Source organism: Chryseobacterium manosquense (assembly GCF_014623485.1).
Taxonomy (GTDB): domain Bacteria; phylum Bacteroidota; class Bacteroidia; order Flavobacteriales; family Weeksellaceae; genus Kaistella; species Kaistella haifensis.
In genome coordinates this window covers 855,310-873,767 of record NZ_CP060203.1, presented here as the reverse complement: position 1 = coordinate 873,767, position 18,458 = coordinate 855,310, and the positions used below count along the sequence as shown (strand labels likewise).

General features: G+C 36.5%; 19 protein-coding genes and 1 pseudogene. 11 read left to right on the top strand and 9 right to left on the bottom strand.

All coding sequences use genetic code 11. The features are described from left to right. Positions 1-9: 9 nt before the first annotated feature. The 7 genes and pseudogenes from H0S70_RS04030 to H0S70_RS04000 all read left to right on the top strand — a co-directional run bounded on the left by H0S70_RS04030 (position 10) and on the right by H0S70_RS04000 (position 4,974). Positions 10-1,152 (top strand): methionine aminotransferase, encoded by a 1,143-nt coding sequence (locus H0S70_RS04030; RefSeq protein ID WP_188321789.1) that lies wholly within the window; start codon positions 10-12, stop codon positions 1,150-1,152. Positions 1,153-1,240: 88 nt separating this feature from the next. Continuing rightward, on the top strand, positions 1,241-1,567 hold the full coding sequence (locus tag H0S70_RS04025; RefSeq protein WP_123247534.1) for an ArsR/SmtB family transcription factor: 327 nt from the start codon (positions 1,241-1,243) through the stop codon (positions 1,565-1,567). 57 nt (positions 1,568-1,624) lie between these two features. Next, positions 1,625-2,092, top strand: a complete 468-nt coding sequence (locus H0S70_RS04020) for a DUF6428 family protein (protein ID WP_188321788.1) — start codon at positions 1,625-1,627, stop codon at positions 2,090-2,092. A gap of 19 nt (positions 2,093-2,111) precedes the next feature. Then, positions 2,112-2,725 (top strand): annotated as a pseudogene (locus H0S70_RS04015) (protein-tyrosine-phosphatase). 3 nt (positions 2,726-2,728) lie between these two features. Next, complete coding sequence (gene arsB / locus H0S70_RS04010) at positions 2,729-3,757, top strand: ACR3 family arsenite efflux transporter (RefSeq protein WP_188321787.1); 1,029 nt, start codon at positions 2,729-2,731, stop codon at positions 3,755-3,757. Positions 3,758-3,957: 200 nt separating this feature from the next. Continuing rightward, on the top strand, positions 3,958-4,488 hold the full coding sequence (locus H0S70_RS04005; RefSeq protein ID WP_188321786.1) for a YciE/YciF ferroxidase family protein: 531 nt from the start codon (positions 3,958-3,960) through the stop codon (positions 4,486-4,488). 138 nt (positions 4,489-4,626) lie between these two features. Then, positions 4,627-4,974, top strand: coding sequence for a hypothetical protein (locus H0S70_RS04000; protein WP_031501617.1), 348 nt, complete (start codon positions 4,627-4,629; stop codon positions 4,972-4,974). 80 nt (positions 4,975-5,054) lie between these two features. Here the strand turns inward: H0S70_RS04000 and H0S70_RS03995 are convergent, their stop codons facing one another. After that, positions 5,055-5,891 (bottom strand): CvfB family protein, encoded by an 837-nt coding sequence (locus tag H0S70_RS03995; RefSeq protein WP_188321785.1) that lies wholly within the window; start codon positions 5,889-5,891, stop codon positions 5,055-5,057. A 57-nt stretch (positions 5,892-5,948) separates the two neighbouring features. On the opposite strand from H0S70_RS03995, the gene H0S70_RS03990 reads away from it, so the two are divergent. After that, positions 5,949-6,167, top strand: coding sequence for a KTSC domain-containing protein (locus H0S70_RS03990; RefSeq protein WP_188321784.1), 219 nt, complete (start codon positions 5,949-5,951; stop codon positions 6,165-6,167). A gap of 47 nt (positions 6,168-6,214) precedes the next feature. Continuing rightward, positions 6,215-6,454, top strand: a complete 240-nt coding sequence (locus H0S70_RS03985) for a hypothetical protein (protein WP_188321783.1) — start codon at positions 6,215-6,217, stop codon at positions 6,452-6,454. A gap of 142 nt (positions 6,455-6,596) precedes the next feature. Here the strand turns inward: H0S70_RS03985 and lpdA are convergent, their stop codons facing one another. The 4 genes from lpdA to recQ all read right to left on the bottom strand — a co-directional run bounded on the left by lpdA (position 6,597) and on the right by recQ (position 11,798). Beyond that, positions 6,597-8,000 carry a dihydrolipoyl dehydrogenase gene (lpdA, locus tag H0S70_RS03980; RefSeq protein WP_188321782.1) on the bottom strand — a complete coding sequence of 468 codons (1,404 nt, stop codon included), beginning with the start codon at positions 7,998-8,000 and terminating at the stop codon, positions 6,597-6,599. Between the two features lie 80 nt (positions 8,001-8,080). Beyond that, positions 8,081-9,154 carry a glycosyltransferase gene (locus tag H0S70_RS03975; protein ID WP_188321781.1) on the bottom strand — a complete coding sequence of 358 codons (1,074 nt, stop codon included), beginning with the start codon at positions 9,152-9,154 and terminating at the stop codon, positions 8,081-8,083. Positions 9,155-9,216: 62 nt separating this feature from the next. After that, on the bottom strand, positions 9,217-9,588 hold the full coding sequence (locus H0S70_RS03970) for a TonB-dependent receptor plug domain-containing protein (RefSeq protein WP_188321780.1): 372 nt from the start codon (positions 9,586-9,588) through the stop codon (positions 9,217-9,219). Between the two features lie 5 nt (positions 9,589-9,593). Further along, complete coding sequence (recQ, locus tag H0S70_RS03965; RefSeq protein ID WP_188321779.1) at positions 9,594-11,798, bottom strand: DNA helicase RecQ; 2,205 nt, start codon at positions 11,796-11,798, stop codon at positions 9,594-9,596. Positions 11,799-12,024: 226 nt separating this feature from the next. Between recQ and H0S70_RS03960 the strand changes: the two genes are divergently transcribed. Further along, the gene (locus H0S70_RS03960; protein WP_188321778.1) at positions 12,025-12,984 is read left to right on the top strand and encodes a KpsF/GutQ family sugar-phosphate isomerase; all 960 of its coding nucleotides are present in this window, start codon (positions 12,025-12,027) and stop codon (positions 12,982-12,984) included. An 83-nt stretch (positions 12,985-13,067) separates the two neighbouring features. Further along, a complete protein-coding gene (tatC, locus tag H0S70_RS03955) occupies positions 13,068-13,886 on the top strand; it encodes a twin-arginine translocase subunit TatC (RefSeq protein ID WP_188321777.1) in 819 nt (272 codons plus the stop codon). A gap of 94 nt (positions 13,887-13,980) precedes the next feature. Here tatC and cphA read toward each other — a convergent pair whose 3' ends face one another. From cphA to H0S70_RS03935, 4 genes are all read right to left on the bottom strand, one after another. After that, complete coding sequence (gene cphA / locus H0S70_RS03950) at positions 13,981-16,608, bottom strand: cyanophycin synthetase (protein WP_188321776.1); 2,628 nt, start codon at positions 16,606-16,608, stop codon at positions 13,981-13,983. Between the two features lie 463 nt (positions 16,609-17,071). Continuing rightward, positions 17,072-17,497, bottom strand: a complete 426-nt coding sequence (locus H0S70_RS03945) for a hypothetical protein (protein WP_228453785.1) — start codon at positions 17,495-17,497, stop codon at positions 17,072-17,074. After that, positions 17,484-17,693 (bottom strand): hypothetical protein, encoded by a 210-nt coding sequence (locus tag H0S70_RS03940; protein ID WP_188321775.1) that lies wholly within the window; start codon positions 17,691-17,693, stop codon positions 17,484-17,486. The genes H0S70_RS03945 and H0S70_RS03940 overlap by 14 nt, the downstream gene beginning before the upstream one ends. Next, on the bottom strand, positions 17,687-18,457 hold the full coding sequence (locus H0S70_RS03935) for a DUF3883 domain-containing protein (RefSeq protein WP_188321774.1): 771 nt from the start codon (positions 18,455-18,457) through the stop codon (positions 17,687-17,689). The genes H0S70_RS03940 and H0S70_RS03935 overlap by 7 nt, the downstream gene beginning before the upstream one ends. Position 18,458: the final 1 nt, after the last annotated feature.

Sequence of the window (18,458 nt, the reverse complement as noted above, 5' to 3'; positions counted from 1 at the left end):
TTTGATGATATGATTAAAAGAAAACATTCAGGCAAAGACCTTACGATATTCTCTGAAATGACGGCGCTTGCACAACGAAACAACGCGGTAAATCTTTCACAAGGTTTCCCCGATTACGAAGTTGATGACCGACTGAAAAAACTTCTCGCTGAAGGAACCGAGAAAAATTTTAATCAATACGCACCAATGAGTGGACTTCCTGTATTGGTTGAAAATCTAATTACCTTTAACCAAACAAGAAAAATTCCGATTTCCTTATTCAAAGAAAACATCACGATTTCTCCGGGAGCAACTTATGCGATTTACACTGCACTTGCCGCGATTGTTAATTTTGGTGATGAAGTGATCGTTTTGGAACCTTCGTACGATTCCTATGTTCCAGCGATTGAAATGAATGGCGGTTTGCCGGTTTTCGTAAGTTTAAAAAACGACTTTGAAGTAGATTTTGATATGCTGAAAAATGCAATTTCAGAAAAAACAAAGGCGATAATCATCAATTCACCACATAATCCTTCCGGGAAAATTTGGAAAAAATACGATTGGGATCAACTTGCGTCGATCATAGATTCTACAGAAATCATCGTAATTTCCGATGAAGTTTACGATATCCTGACTTATGATGAGAATGAATTTTATAGCGCTTTTCATCATCCAAAACTTCGCGAAAGATGTTTTAGTATATTTTCTTTTGGTAAAATGTTTCACATCACAGGTTGGAAAGTGGGTTATATTTTGGCTTCGGAGGAACTTACCCTCGCCTATCGCCGTGTTCATCAATATTTAAGTTTCAGCGTGAATTCGCCTTCACAATATGCTTTAGCAAAATATCTTGAAATTTTTGATGCAGAAGAAAACCAAAAAAACATGCAACAAAAAAGAGATTTTTTCCTTAATGAATTCAAAAATCTTCCGTTTTCATTAAAAGAAAAAGCAGAAGCCGGATATTTTCAGGTATTGGGTTATGAAAACATATCGAATATTTCAGATAAAGAATTTGCAATTTGGCTAACCGAACAAGCAAAAGTTGCAACTATTCCACTTTCAGCGTTCTATCATGAGGAAACCAACACTGGAATGATTCGTTTCTGTTTTGCCAAAAAAGAAGAAACCATCGCTGATGCAGCTTCTAAAATCAAAAACTTTTTAGGTTAGAAATATCATGTTTTTAAAAATAAATAGATGAAATATTTGGTACAAATCTTATTTATCGTAATATTGCAATATTAAATAGATATAAAAAATGGGCGCAACAAAAACTGAACATTTTACCGACAACCAAAATAAAATGGCAACCATCGCAAAAGCATTGGGACATCCGGCTCGAATTGCTATTATCGAATATCTAATGAAAGTAAATGAATGCATTTGCGGCGATATCGTGAATGAACTTCCGTTGGCACAACCGACGGTTTCTCAGCATTTAAAAGAACTTAAAAACGCAGGAATTATCAAAGGAAATATCGAAGGAAATTCAATCTGCTATTGTATTGATGAGGAAACAATTAAGATTTTCAATGCTTATTTTTCGTCTATTGTACAAACTGTTGCCAAATCCAAATGCTGCTAAGCATTTTTTTAATTATCTATATCGCAATATTGCATTAAAACTATAAAATCAAATACAATGAAACTTTCAGAAGTAAAACAGATTTTGCCAACATTAGAAAATGTTGAATTTCAATTGGAAAACGGGACTTTCGTTCCAGAACATTTTCATGTAACGGAAGTGGGAATGATCAACAAAAATTTCATCGATTGTGGCGGCGTAATTCGCAATGAAAAAGTGGTGAATTTTCAACTTTGGAATGCCGACGATCTTGAACACCGATTAAAACCAGGAAAATTACTAAACATCATCAATCTTTCCGAAGAAAAATTGGGAATTGAAGACCACGAAATCGAAGTGGAATATCAAAGCGAAACCATCGGAAAATACGATTTGGAATTCAATGGAAAAACATTTGTTTTGCGCAATAAAATGACAGCTTGTTTGGCCCCGGATGCGTGTGGAATTCCTAGCGAAAAGGTGAAAAGAAATCTATCCGAACTGAAACCTGTTTCAAAATGTGCCCCAAATTCTGGTTGCTGCTAATAACAAAATCAAAATAAACATGAATCCTACGCTATCAAAAACAATTTCCGGACTTGTAGAAAACTTTAAAATCACGGACGAAAGAAAAGCAACTTTACAACCACTTATCGATTTTATTCAAGATAAAAAAGATAAAAATCTGCCTATAAATCTCAATTTATTTGCACCCACAATTCCCGAAGAAGCCATCTATCACAGGTTTGGGCAGAAGTTGCAGCAGCTTTTTACAAAGTTCCAAATGTGAGTTGCTATTCCGGCGGAACTGAAGAAACCGCGTTGTTTCCGAAAGTTGCAGAAACATTGAGCACTCAAGGGTTTCAGGTGTTGAAAATTTCTGCTGAACCAAATCCTGTTTATGCCATTAAATTTGATGAAAATAGCAAACCAATCATTGGATTTTCAAAAAAATACGATCACGCTTTCAACCCGGAAAATGGTTTCGCAGCGATTATGACTTGTTCTCAAGCTGATGGCGGTTGCCCTTTCATCGCGGGAGCCGAAAAACGATTCCCAATCACTTTTGAAGATCCAAAAGTTTCTGATAATACTCCTCAACAAAACGAAGTTTACGCAGAAAGAAGTTTGCAAATTGCTTCGGAAATGTTCTTTGTTTTTTCTCAAATTAAATCCTAAAAAATGCAACCAAAACTCAAATTTCTCGATCGATTTCTTACGCTTTGGATATTTTTAGCGATGCTTTTGGGAATCGGAATTGGTTATTTTTTTCCAAGTATTGCCGAGAAAACCCAAATGATTTCGGTAGGTTCTACAAATATTCCGTTAGCAATCGGATTGATCGTGATGATGTATCCTCCGCTGGCAAAAGTGGATTATTCACTTTTACCAAAAGCTTTCAAAGACACCAAAGCCATATCGGTTTCGTTGCTATTGAACTGGGTAATTGGACCAATTTTGATGTTCATTTTAGCGATCGTTTTCCTTAGAGACGAACCAGATTATATGATGGGATTAATCTTGATTGGACTCGCAAGATGCATCGCAATGGTGCTGGTTTGGAACGATTTGGCAAAAGGAAACCGTGAATACGCCGCACTATTGGTCGCTTTAAATAGTGTTTTTCAGTTGATATTTTATAGCATTTATGCATGGTTTTTCATCAATATTTTGCCGCAAAAATTAGGTTTCGGAAGTTTCCAAATTTCTGTTCCGATGAGCGATGTGGCCGAAAGTGTTTTCATTTATCTTGGAATTCCTTTTCTTGCCGGATTTTTGAGCAGATATTTTTTAATTAAATCCAAAGGAACCGAATGGTACAACCGAAAATTCATTCCTTTTATTTCGCCATTTACTTTGTATGCGCTGCTTTTCACCATCGTTTTGATGTTTAGTTTGAAAGGCGACAAAATCATTGAATTGCCTTCTGATGTCTTGAAAGTTGCAGTCCCGCTAGTGATTTATTTTATTGTCACTTTTTTCATCAGTTTCTTTGTTGGAAAAGCTTTAAAATTACCTTACGACAAAAATGCATCAATCGCTTTCACTGCAACAGGAAACAATTTCGAGCTTGCAATCGCTGTAGCAATCGCTGTTTTCGGGATTCATTCGCCCCAAGCTTTTGTGGGTGTTATCGGCCCTTTGGTTGAAGTTCCGGTGCTTATCTTGCTGGTTCGGGTAAGTTTATGGCTGAAGAAAAAATATTATTAAAACACTATTTAAAAATTCAAATTCCCTTTAATTTTAATAAAGAAAAAAAAGCAATATTCTGAAATCCCCAATTAATCAACGAAAGAAGATGATTGGGGATTTTTCCTAGATATGATCGAAAAATTCGGCACATTATTGGTTTATATAATTTAAGAAAACCGCTTTTTGAAGATAATTCTTGAAAAATAAGAATCAAAAGAATGATAAAATCGCCGAAATATTCCCAAAATGAAAATAGCAATTCCAGAGAAGGGCTTAACCATTTTTTTATGGATTCCATCAAAGAATTATATTGTGCTGAAAAGACGATTGCGCTATCTTTCAACAGAATTAAAGATCAAATTCAATCCCGGAAACTGAAAAATATTTTGCAAAATCATTACAAGATTCATCTCAATCACTTGGAACGTCTCGAAAAAATCTTCAAATTACAAGAAGAAAATCCTGAATCTAAAGATTGTGAATCTTTCACAGCATTGATCAGCGAAGCTCAGAAACATCTAGAATTTTTTGCTAATGACCCCTTAAATTGGGACATTGCACTGATTTTGACTGCTCAAAAATTGGCTCATTACAAAATTGCAGCTTACAGCGCGAGTGCTCATTTGGCGATCATTTTAAATTTACATACGGAAGCAACACTTCTTGCAGTTGATGTTCAGGAAGAAGAGGAATTTATCCACAACTATCTGGAAGAATTGATTCATGAGTTTTTGAAACCGTTTCGATAGTTTTTTTCGTCATTTTTTTCACAACTATTTTTACCTCTAAGTAAATAAGGTTATTTTCATTTACGACAGATTAAACATTTAAAAAAAATATCCGATTACAAATGGAATTCTTTATATTTGATAATCAAAATTTTAGAGATGCAAAACTGCCTAGAATGTGGTGATCAAATTATCGGAAGAAGCGATAAGAAATTTTGCAACGACGGCTGCAGAAACGCCTATAATAACAAAAATAACCGAGATACATCCAACCTGATGCGCAACATCAACAATAAACTGCGCAAAAATCACCGCATCCTGAGTGAACAAAAATTCGTTGATGGAAAAGCGAAAACTACCCGCAACAAACTGACTTCAGAAGGTTTCGATTTTGAATATTTCACCAACTTTAAAATTTATAAAAATGGTGCGGAATATCGGTTTCTCTATGAAATTGGTTATCGCTTTTTGGAAGATGATTGGATTTTATTGGTAAGGAAAGAATGATTTTCCCTTAAATAAACAAGAAATAAAAAATCAAAATCAGCTTTGTCTTTTCCTTCGAATTCTTTTTTTTGAGGTGAAAATTATTCGTTTTCGTCCAACAAACGGATTTTATCTTCTAAAATTTCAATCTTTTTGTCGCGGTACAATCCTCCGATGGCTTTTTTGAAATTCTTTTTACTCATCTGAAGTTCTTGCTTGATTTCTTCTGGTTCAGACTTATCGGAAAGATAGAGTAATCCATAGTTTGCATTTAATTTATCGAGAATGATCTGCTGAAACTCATCATTGTTTTCATAACCTTCCGGTTGTAGGGAAACGTCAATTTTTCCGTCTTCTCTCACGGATTTGATGTAACCAATTTCTTCGGAAAGTGGGAATAATTTTTTGTAAACATCGGATGCGTAAATCAGTCCGATATATTTTTTATTGATAATGACATTCCAGCCCAGTTCGCCTTCACCCATTAAAATCAGATTCACCTTATCGCCCTTTCGGAAAGGCAGATCTTCGTATTGCGGATTTCTCTTGAATCGTGTTGTACCGGTGATTAATCCTAAAAATTCATCGATATAAACATGAACCAAATACCGTTTTCCTTCAACAATTTTCTGTTTCTGCTGTTTGTACGGAACGAATAAATCTTTGATGATTCCCCAATCCATAAAAGCGCCACTTGGCAAACTTTGCACGCAAGTCATCACAGCAAACTCTCCTACTTCGGCGTTGGGTTTTTCTGTTGTAGCTTTCAGTTTATCATCATCTTGATAAACGAAAACTTCCATTTCATCACCAATTTCGGCATCTTCAGACGCGAAAATTTTAGGAAGAAACGCTCTTTCTCCGTTTTCATCTTCCAGGAATAAACCTGAATAATTTTTTTCTGCGATTTTTAATAATTGGATTTTGCCGGGATTCATAGGTTAGCGTGATATATATAATTGACTGCAAAGGTAAGAAAACTAAAGGAACAGAAATTGCAGAATTTTGTCATGCCTTCATCAGTCATCAGAAAATATTATTATAAGCCCGAACTTCAGATATTGAAGATCGTTTATAGCTCTGGAGCGGTTTACAATTATCTCGAAGTTCCAGAGGAGGTTTTTGATGATTTCCGGGCGGTATTTTCAAAAGGTGTTTATCTGAACAGAAACATCAAACCCTTCTTTAAATACAAAAAAGTGAGTGATATTTAAAAAAAAAAAAATCATATCCGCATAAAACGGAGTAGCAGGCATCAGAAATGATTCCGCAACGTTCAGAAATGCTTCCGCAACCTTCAGAAATGGTTTCGCGACCTGCAGAAATGGTTCCGCAACTTACAGAAATGGTTCCGCAACTTACAGAAATGGTTCCGCGACCTGCAGAAATGATTCCGCACGCTGCAGAAATGACAAAACAATATTGCGGAACGATTTCCGTAGCTGATTATTCAAATAATGCATCATTTTCTATAAATTTTGATAATGAAATTATATTTTAATTATTAAATCATCAAAATAAATGCTTAATCTTTTTTCTCAGCAATGATTATCATAAAAATTATGGCTTTGTGATAATGTTATCATTAAGCAACAAAAAAGAGAAGCCGAAACTTCTCTTTATTATCTTAACTAATTAAAGTCTTACATGTGAATCGCGATCTTTCCAGTCGCATCTAATGCAGCTTCCTTAATCGCTTCAGCAAAAGTTGGGTGTGCATGCGACATTCTTGCAATATCTTCAGCACTGGCGCGGAATTCCATCGCGGTTACAGCAGCGGCAATCATATCGGCAGCTCGCGCGCCAATCATGTGAACGCCCAAAACCTCATCTGTTTTTTCGTCTGCAATGATTTTGATGAAACCATCCACATCACCGGAAGCACGGCTTCTTCCCAAAGCTCTCATCGGGAAATTACCCACTTTAATGGCAACGCCTTCTGCTTTCAATTGCTCTTCTGTTTTACCCACCGCAGCAACTTCCGGCCAAGTATAAACCACTCCAGGTATTAAATTATAATTGATATGTGGTTTTTGTCCGGCAAGCTGTTCTGCTACCAAAACGCCTTCCTCAGACGCTTTGTGCGCCAACATTGCTCCTGCAACCACATCACCGATCGCATAAATATTTGAAACGTTAGTCTGCAAATGCTCATTGGTTTTTACTCTGCCTCTTTCATCCAGATCTACTCCGGCTTTTTCGAGGGAAAGTCCGTCTGTATAAGGTTTTCTACCTACGGAAACCAAAACATAATCACCTTCAACCACTACTTCTTCGCCTTTTTTATCTTTTGCGGTAACTTTTACAGTGTCGCCGTTTCTTTCGACAGCCTGAACTGCGGTAGAAAGCAAGAATTTCATGCCTTGTTTTCTTAAAACTTTGTTGAGTTCTTTCGATAAAGCGCCGTCCATTGTTGGGATAATTCTATCCATAAATTCGACTACAGTGACTTCAGAACCTAATCTTTTGTAAACAGATCCCAATTCCAGCCCGATAACTCCACCTCCGATTACTACTAAATGTTTCGGAATTTCTTTCAGATTTAATGCTTCAGTAGAAGTAATGATTCTTTCTTTATCTATAGTAATGAAAGGCAACGAACTTGGTTTAGAACCCGTCGCAATGATGATGTATTTAGAGTCGATGATTTCTGATGAACCGTCGTTTTTGGTTACTTTTACCTGAGTAGAAGATTCAAAACTACCTACGCCTTCAAAAACAGTGACTTTATTTTTGTCCATAAGGAAGTTGATTCCTTTGGTAGTTTGATCTACCACTTCGTCTTTTCGGGCAATCATTCTTGCCAAATCTGCTTTTGGCTTGTCGATGATAATGCCGTGATTGGCGAAATTGTGTTTTGCGTTTTCGAAATGTTCAGAACTGTCGAGCAACGCTTTGGAAGGAATACAACCTACATTGAGACATGTACCGCCCATTGTAGGATATTTTTCAATAATAGCAGTTTTTAAACCCAACTGTGCGCATCTGATAGCAGCAACATAACCACCAGGACCGGAACCGATTACGGTAACATCGAATTGACTCATTTTTATTTTTTTATGATTTTTATTGATTTTTTGAAGTTTACAAATTTACAAAATATTTCGCCACTCGTTTGCAGATTCTGCTAAAAATCTAACAACAGATTTTCATAATGTTTCAGAATAATGTCCTTGGAAAATCTCGTTTTTATCGAGTTGATAATCAATTTTTTATCGTGTATTCCAGCACAAATATCTTTTACTTTTTCTGCAAATTTCTGGTGTTGTTCAATATCGGAAATTTCACCATTAATTTTGTTTTGTATAATTTCATTAATCCCGCCCGGACAATTATTGGCCAAGGAATAAACTCCACAGGCTCCTGCCTCCAACAGAACATTAGGGAAACCTTCATAACGTGAAGAAAGAATAAACAAATCTGCAAATTTCAGGAATTGATAAGGGTTTTTCTGTTGACCATGAAAAATGACGTTGTCTAATTTTAGATCAGATTTCATTTGAAGCAACAACTCTTTATCCCTTCCGTCGCCGATAAGGTGAAGCTTTATTTTTTCATTCCTTAAATGAGAAAAAACTTTCAGTAAATTATCGAAACCTTTTCTGGAAGAGAGATTTCCGATGGCAACAACATTTTTGTAATCATCATTAAATGTCTCCGCTTTTACGGAAATATCCAATTTTTTATTAATGAAATCGAAATCTACGGGATTATTTATTTTAACGAGTTTTTCTTTTTTGATATTGAAATACTCAATCAAATCATTCTTCATATCATCGCTCTGACAAATAATCCGATGATAATTGTTGTAAAATTTATAGAAGAACCGAATTTCTTTGCGAGTTACGTGTTTCGAAACAACGTTGGTTTCTCGCGCAATAAATTTAGTTTTCGGAAAAAACTTGATAAATAACGACAAATAAGCATTCACTTCCCCGAAACCGCTGAAAACAATATCGGGTTTACGCCTCTTAATTTCCAGTAAAATAGGTTTTAATGAATGCCTGATTCGAGGAGTTTTGATATCGATAATTTCGACATCATCCTTTAAAATTTCCAAGAAACCACCTTCTTTCCTGAGCAAAAGAATTTTGGGTTCGAACTGATCTCTCGGAAGATGATTGGCAAGCGTGGTGACAATTCTTTCTGCGCCACCGGTTTCCAAATCGGGCAAAATAAAGATGATGGAGATTTTTTTCATTTAAAAAAATTCACAGAAAAAATTCTATTGGAAATTGATATTGGAAGTGAAACGAACTCCATTTATTTAAGATTATTTCGAATATTTTTTTTAGTTATAATGATAATCACACCGTTTTTCGCGTCTTCGCCATATAATTCGATCGCTTTTTCATTCTTTACAACTTCCATAGATTCGATCGTTTTTGGATCTATTTGATTGAACTTTTCGTAAGGAATTCGCTGTCCATCAAGGATTATTAAAGGTTTATTCTTAACCTCCTTATTGCAGCATAAACAAAAATCTCCCACTTTTTCAACCGGAGAAACATTCAAACCTTTTGTGTTTTTTAATTTTGAATTCTCGTTAGGACCGTCGATCCCTTTCGTACCGATTACTTGTGCGGAGAAAATCCCACAACATAAGAGCAGTATTACAACAACAAATTTCTTCATTTCTCTTAATTGGCTACATCCGAAATAAATTTAATGCGAAGCATTCTCACCTCTTCATCGCTAAGATCATCTCCGAATTCTGCAAGAAGCACTTTCATACTGTCGCTTTCACTTTCTCCCATAAATTCCATGAATTCCTCCACGATATCTTCATCAAAATTCTCATCAACATAATAATCAATATTCAATTTAGTTCCTTGATATACAATTCGTTCCATTTCTTTCAGCAATTCATCCATGGTGAGATTTTTTGCTTTGGCTATGTCTTCAAGGTCAATTTTTTTGTCGGTACTTTGAATGATGAACACCTTGTGACTGGATTTATTGGCCACTTGTTTCAGCACCATATCTTGAGTCCTTTCAATATTGTTTTCTTCTACATATTGCTTAATGAATTCAGCAAATTCTTTCCCAAATTTCTTGGCTTTTCCATCTCCAACACCATAAATTTTTGCAATTTCTTCAATACTGATCGGGTATTGGACAGTCATATCTTCCAAACTTGGATCCATAAAAACTGTGTACGGCGGAATTCCTTGCTTTTTAGCGACCTTCTTGCGAAGTTCTTTCAGTTGACTGAAAAGTACTTCATCCAAACCGCCATTTTGTTGCACCTGAACTTGGTCCGAATCGGCTTTTGTTTGAGCCAAATCATATTCACGGTCTTCTGCGATGAGAAAAGGATTTTTATCTTTTCCGGAAATCACTTGCAAACCTTTTTCAGTTAATTTTAAAACACCGTATGATTCAATATCTTTTTGTAAAAAATTCTGTACTGTAGCTTGTCGAATCACCGATTTCCAAAAGTTTTCCGGCTCATTTTTGCCAATACCAAAATGTTTAGTGGTTTCTAATTTATAAGATTTTGTTACCGGATTTTCTTTGCCAACAATCACCGTAATAAGATCTTTTGTGCGGAATTTTTCTTCCAATTCTTTCACTAAAGTTAAAACCAGTTTCAATTCTTTGGTTGCATCTTTCAGTTTCGGAGGGTTCACGGAATTATCGCACATGTTCGCACCTGCACCGTTCACTGGATCAAATTGCTCGCCGAAATAATAGAGAATGTACTGTCTGCGGCTCATGGAAGTTTCGGCATAACCTACTACCTCGTTCAGCAACTGCAGACCAATTTCACGTTCCGAAACAGGTTTCTGCGCCAAAAATTTCTCCAATTTTTCAATATCTTTTGGATCGTAAAACGCTAAGCAAATCCCTTCTCCACCGTCGCGCCCTGCCCTACCGGTTTCTTGGTAATAACTTTCTAATGATTTAGGAATATCGTAGTGAATTACAAATCTCACATCGGGCTTGTCGATTCCCATCCCGAATGCTATGGTTGCGACGATGACATCGGCTTCTTCCATCAGAAATTTATCTTGGTTGGCCACTCTTGTTTTTTGGTCTAAACCGGCATGGTAAGGAAGCGCATTGATGCCATTCACCTGAAGAAGCTGGGCAAATTCTTCCACTTTTCTTCTGCTCAAGCAATAGACAATTCCGGATTTTCCTTTATGTTGGTTGATGAATTTTACGATTTCTCGATCAATATTTACTTTTGGACGAACTTCATAAAAAAGATTCGGCCTGTTAAAACTTTCTTTGAACACCAATGCATTCGACATTCCCAAGGTTTTTTGGATATCATCCTGAACTTTGGGCGTCGCGGTTGCGGTAAGTGCAATCACGGGAACATCAGCAATTTTGTCGATAATAAGCTTTAGATTACGGTATTCGGGACGGAAATCGTGTCCCCACTCCGAAATACAATGCGCCTCATCAATTGCGACAAAAGAAATGGTAATATCTTTCAAAAACTCCAAATAATCTTCTTTAATAAGAGATTCGGGAGCCACATAAAGCAATTTGGTTTTTCCGGCTTTGATATCGTCGAAGACCTGCTTGGTTTGCGTTTTATTTAATGAAGAATTCAAAACATGAGCGACACCTTCGTCCGAAGATAGCCCGTTGATCGCATCGACCTGATTTTTCATTAAAGCAATTAAAGGCGATACAACAATCGCAGTACCTTCTGAAATTAGCGCCGGAAGTTGGTAGCAAAGCGATTTACCACCACCTGTAGGCATTAATACGAAGATATCTTTCCCTTCCAAAAGATTTTTAATGATTTCTTCTTGTTGGCCTTTAAATGTAGAAAAGCCGAAATATTTTTTAAGTTCCTTCGATAAATCGGCAGTATTTGTTTTCATTTGTAATTCCAGTTTTTATGACAATAGTTGAACATAGCACCTTTTTTTTGTCTAATTCAATTGCAATTTGCGGTCTGTTCATCTAAAATTGTTTGCTAAATTTGCATATTAACCAAAGTTAGAAAATAAAAATCAAAATAAAAAAATTGAAGATTAATTTTAATTAAATTATTAGAAAACATTTGCGTATATTATAAGATTAATCTTTCTGTCCCAATTTATCAAAATGAATCACCCTGATCTACTCCACATCGCCAAAAATGCGCTTTCCATCGAAATCACTGAGCTCGAAAACCTTAAAAACCGTCTCGATGAGAATTTCTTGAAAGCTGTAGAAATCATCAATTCAGCAAAAGGAAAACTCATCATTGTAGGAATTGGCAAATCGGCTCATGTGGGAAATAAAATGGTAGCAACGCTGAATTCTACCGGAACGCCATCTCAATTTTTACATGCTTCCGAAGCTATTCACGGGGATTTGGGTGTGATCCAAAAAACCGATGTTGTGCTTTGTATTTCTAATTCCGGAAATTCCCCGGAAATTGTCAACCTTCTACCTTTTTTGAAAGATTATTCTTCTTCATTAATTGGAATGACTGGAAATTTAAACTCCAAACTTGCTGAGTTTTCGGAAGTGGTTCTCAACACCTCTGTAGAAAAAGAGGCTTGCCCAATCAAATTGGCTCCCACAAGTTCTACCACGGTACAAATGGCGTTGGGAGATGCTTTGGCGGTTTGCTTGATGGAACTCAACGGCTTCCGTGAAAACGATTTTGCCAAATTTCATCCGGGCGGAAGTTTAGGTAAAAACCTTACCGCAAAAGTGGAACAATTTCTTTCTCCTCAAAAACCATTGGTTTCTGCAGATGCTAATATTCGTGAAATCATTATTTCCATCAGCGCATCTACACACGGAATAACCGTGGTTGAAGAAGGTGAAAGAATTACCGGCGTAATTACTGACGGCGATTTGCGAAGAATGCTGATGAGCGAACAGGATCTCTCGAAAATATCAGCCAAGGACATTATGAGCAGCAACCCAAAAAGCATCGACAAAAATGCTTTGGCAAAAGAAGCCATGCAAATCCTGAAAGATAAGAACATCGGCCAACTGATTGTTACCGATCAAGGAAAATATTTTGGAATCATCGATATTCACAGACTTTTAGACGAAGGTATCAATTAATTTTCCGGAAAATATTCGGTTTCTATTTTCATCAATAATTCAGTAATTTCGCAAACTTAATTTTTAACCTTTGAATATATATAATGAGTGAAGGAAAAGAGATGTCGTTTTGGGGACACATCGGCGAATTGCGTGGTCACCTGATCCGTTCGTTAATCGCGATTATTGTGGGTGCAATTCTGGTGGGCTTTAATGTCAACTGGATTATGGATCATATTTTTTTCGGTCCTACACGCAATGATTTCCTTACGTTTCGGGTGGTGAATCATTTTTCTCGCGAACTGATTGGCCACGACAGCATTGTGTTGCCCGATCATTTTGCGGTGCAGCAAAAGAAACTCTTCCAACAGTTCAATGTAATGATGTCGGTATCGATATTTGGCGGAATGGTAGCGGCTTTTCCTTATATTGTTTGGGAACTTTGGCGGTTTATTTCTCCCGCTCTTCATCCCAACGAAAGGAAAAATTCGGTGTTTTTAATCAACTTTGTTTGGATTCTTTTCATGGTGGGAATTCTTTGTGGGTATTTCCTCATTTTACCATTTGCGATCAACTTCGGGTTGCTCTTCAAAATCTCCGATTCCATCACCCAACTCTTTGATCTCAGTGATTATACGACTTTGTTTATGCAGGTAGTTTTGGGAATGGGCATTGTTTTCCTTTTCCCAGTGATTGTTTATTTCCTCACTTCGATCGGAATTTTAACTCCAAAATTTATGAAAACTTACCGCCGACATGCCATCGTGCTCATCATGGTGGTTGCTGCCGTAATTACGCCGGCTGATGTTTTGAGCATGATGATGGCTGCTTTCCCGCTGCTTTTATTGTACGAATTCAGTATTATGATGAGTGCTTATACTTATAAGAAAGTACAATCCAGAACCGATGTAACGTTAAAATAAGAGGCAAAACATTGTCCTATTAAAAAAAATGTTACAATTAAAAAAACGGAAAAATCCCTTACGAGAAGGGATTTTTTTTAGTTAAAACCTAAGATTAAGATAGTCCGTCTTCTAGGATTTCTTTGTTCTGATATTCCTGAACCAGATCGATGGCATTGGAAATTACATCGCTCAATGCGGTGATGAAGGTATTTTCTTCCGCAAGACTCATCGCGTGCTTCAGGGCGTCGATTTCTTTCGGAATAATTTCATAGCTGATATCTCTACCGGATTGATGAATTCCGTCAATTAAAAGCCCATTGATTTCTTCTTCGGTTCTCCCGCGAAGATGTTTTTCGTTTCGGATGATGATGTGGTCGAACATCCGTCCGGCAATTTTTCCACATTCCTGGATATCCTCATCTCGCCGATCGCCAACCCCGGAGATAATGCCTATTTTCTTCGGTGATTCAACATTTTTCAGGTAATCTTCAATCGCTTCATAGCCCGCAGGATTATGCGCGAAGTCTATTAAAACTTTGAATTTTTTAAATTTAAAAATATTCAGTCTGCCCGGAGTAAGCGCAGGACTCGGAATAAAGGTACGAAGCGAATTCGCAATATCTTCAATCTCAAAACCTTGAAGATAAGCCGCCAAACTTGCTGCCAGAACATTAGAAATCATAAATTTGGCCTTCCCTTCCATTGTGATGGGAACGTTTTGGGCTTTTACGATTCGGATTTTCCAGTCGCCTTTTTTGATCGTGATGAAACCATCCTCGCAAACACAAGTAATTTTACCTTCTTTAGCAAATTTTTTAATATGAGGATTGTTTTCATCCAGACTGAAAATGGCTACTTTCGAATGTAAATCAGGCATTAACCTCATGGAATAATCGTCATCTGCATTCAGAACGCTCCAACCGTCTTTTTTTACGGAATCGAGCACTACTCTTTTTACTCGGGTTAAGTCTTTCAAATTATGAATATCACTTAAGCCCAAATGATCTTCTTTAATATTGGTTAAAACCCCGATATCGCAACTGCTAAACCCTAATCCAGAACGGAGAATTCCGCCGCGTGCTGTTTCCAGAATGGCAAATTCTACAGTGGGATCTTTCAGAATAAATTCTGCAGAAATAGGTCCTGTGGTATCACCTTTGGTCAACATGGTATTTTGAATATAAATTCCGTCGGAAGTGGTGAATCCTACGCGATAACCATTGTTTTTCACGATATGGGCAATCAAGCGGGTTGTGGTGGTTTTACCGTTGGTACCCGTCACCGCGATAATTGGAATTCGGAAAGGTTTACCTTGTGGATAGAGCATATCGACTACCGGAGCAGCAACGTTTCTCGGCAATCCTTCGCTTGGCGCTAAGTGCATTCTGAATCCTGGTGCGGCATTCACTTCCAGAATCGCTCCACCGCTTTCCTTCAACGGTTGGCTAAGGTTTTCTGCCATGATATCGATTCCGCATACATCGAGACCGATGATTTTGGAAATCCTTTCACACATCGTCACATTTTCCGGGTGTACCATATCGGTAACATCGATGGAAGTTCCGCCGGTGGAAAGGTTTGCTGTGGATTTTAGATAAACAATTTCCCCTTTTTGAGGAACGGTTTCTAAAGTATAACTAAGTTTTTCTAGAAGTTCATTGGTGTCTTTATCCACCAGAATTTCGGTGAGGACATTTTCATGGCCGTACCCTCTTCTCGGATCTGTATTTTCTTTATCGATGAGTTGCTGAATCGTCATTTCGCCATCTCCTACGATGTGTGCAGGAACTCTTCTGGCCGCGGCTACCATTTTATGATTGATCACCAAAACTCGGAAATCGTAACCGGTAATGTATTTTTCAACAATCACTTTTCTTGAATAGTTCTGCGCATGCTGAAGACCTACGATGGCAGCTTCCATATCATTTACATTGATGGAGGAGCCTTTCCCATGATTTCCGTCGAGGGGTTTCAACACAATCGGATAGCCAATTTTTCGGATTACCCTTTCCAATTCTTCTGCCTCGGTGATCAAATCTCCTGAGGGAACAGGAATCGCTGCTTCTTCGAGCATTTTTTTGGTCAATTCTTTATTACAAGCAATATCCACTGCGATAGAACTTGTTTTACCGGTAATGGTCGCTTGAAAACGTTGTTGGTTCACCCCGTAACCCAATTGTACCAAAGAGTTTCTTCCCAATCGAATCCATGGGATATTTCTTGCAACCGCCTCTTCCACAATGCTTCCGGTAGAGGGACCCAATCGTTCTCTTTCGCGAATCACCTTTAATTGCTGAATGCATTCGTGAATATCATAAGGGCGATCTTCTATTAAACATTTTGCGATTTCTACTGATTGTTCGGCTGCATACACGCCAGAATTCTCTTCCAAATAACTGAATACCACATTATAAACACCAGGAGTTTTTGTTTCTCGGGTTCTTCCGAAACCAGTATCCATTCCTGCTAAAGTCTGAATTTCTAAGGCGATATGTTCTATCACATGCCCCATCCATGTTCCCATTTCGATTCTATGAAAAAAACCACCTTCTACCCCTTCCGAACAGCGGTGGGTAAACAAAGAAGGAAGGAGTTGCTCAATTCTTTCACGGAAGCCATCAATTTTATTGGTCGGCAAATGCTCCATTTCTTCCAGATCGAGCCTCATTTGAATTAATTTCTTTCGTCTGATGCTCCAGATATTCGGGCCTCTTAAAACCTGTATTTTCTCAATTTTCATAGTATAATTCTGTAATATTAATGATGGTTTTTTTCAGTAGTTATATCAAAGGTAAAATAAAAGCTTCATAGTTGATATTTTTTCAGAAAAAAAAGTTGAAGAAATGCTTTCGGCAATAGAAATATGTTGAACAACTATTCATGATCTAAGCAAAATAATGCGATTTCTGCACAAGCAATTATAATCTTACCAAATACAGCAGTAGTGTTTAAGGTTCAGGTAACCGCATCAATTCCAAAAATGAAGTTTTGGGTGTAGAACGGCTCAAATATCTTGTAAATAAGATATGGTCATTAAACTAAATTGATCGGCATGAAATCGGATATTATTTCCTTGAATTTAAGGTTTGAATCATCGGGAATAAAGCAAAAGTTTCATACTGAAAAGTATTTACTTGCTTCGATAAAAACAAATAATTGGAATTATTCTATTTGCATTAATTAACGAAATTAGATGATTTTTCTTATTTCCTTTCAAGATATTCATCTTCTTCTGGTATTGGTTCTCCATTCATAAACGCTTCAAAAGAACCAATTGGAGCAAAATCTATATAAATTGTTGAATAATCATTTTTCTTTCTCCACAAACGAACAGAATCAGTTCCTTTCATTTGTAGCCATTCGCGAGTTACTAATTTCCTTTCCTTTAAACCCAATACATCAACCAAAAGCCATTGTCCTAAAGCGGATTGCCCGAAACGTTTTCCATTTTCATCATATTCGGTATTGCTTCCCGACTGCAACCCTTTCATATTACTTTGGGTAACCAATGAAGGAATTCTCTTACCATTTGGAAGTTGCAAATAAAAGCGAACTTCTGGTTTGTCTTCTTTGTCGCCTTTGAAACTCTCACGACGATTTTCAAAGATATTCTCTCTATAATTGGACAATTTTAAATTTAAGATTTATATCACATCCTTCACAATAAATAACTGTATCATCATCAACTTCAAAATGATCTAAATCAATTCCATTTTCCACTGAAAGATCTGTATCACAAATTGGACAATTTATTGAATCACACATTGCAAGACTAATCGGTGGAATATTTACAGATTTTACTTCTATTGTGAGCTCTTCTACCATAAATCTGATGTTAAATGATATTCTTTAGTTTCTTTGGATTTGATAATTCTTTCTTCGAATTTTAAGTTTTTAAGAGGATTTTCAATTGGTAAAAAAGTTGGTAAATCATTTAAATTCATTACAACAACAATGAAATAATCGTTTTGATATTCTCTTGCTTTGAAATATTCATTTTCGGTTAGTCTGAATTTACCTTTTTTTGCTCTTATTCCTTTAACTTCTGCTAAAAAGGAATTTTCATTTACATTAATTTGAAAATCATATCCATCGCCATACAAACGAGCATCTTCAATGTTACCATTTTTAAAAATATCAATCGAATTGTAATTATTCATAAAATACAATTCGGCTTCCAATCCTGTTTCTTGTAATTTTTTAAATCTTGATTTTACAATTGGTTTTACCTCGACAAGAATATTTTCGATTTTAAAATTATCTTTCAAAAATAGCTTTACAATATTTGCATATCCAATTACATTTTCGTTTCCGAATAAGCTATCAATTAATAGTTTTCTATGAATATAAGCATCACCTTTTTGCCACCAACCTTTTCTACTGTTTTCAAAAAATGGATCGAATAAATCCATTCGGTTTTTTACTACACTTCCGGTTTCAACAATTCCAATTTCAACAAAATAATCAAAAAAAGAATTCTTGGTTTCAAAACCAAATTGTTTGATAAATTCATTATCAAATTTGGCTAAACCATATCCTAAAAGATTTAAGATTTCATAGTTTTCGTGCTTATTTCCCTTATTTTTCATC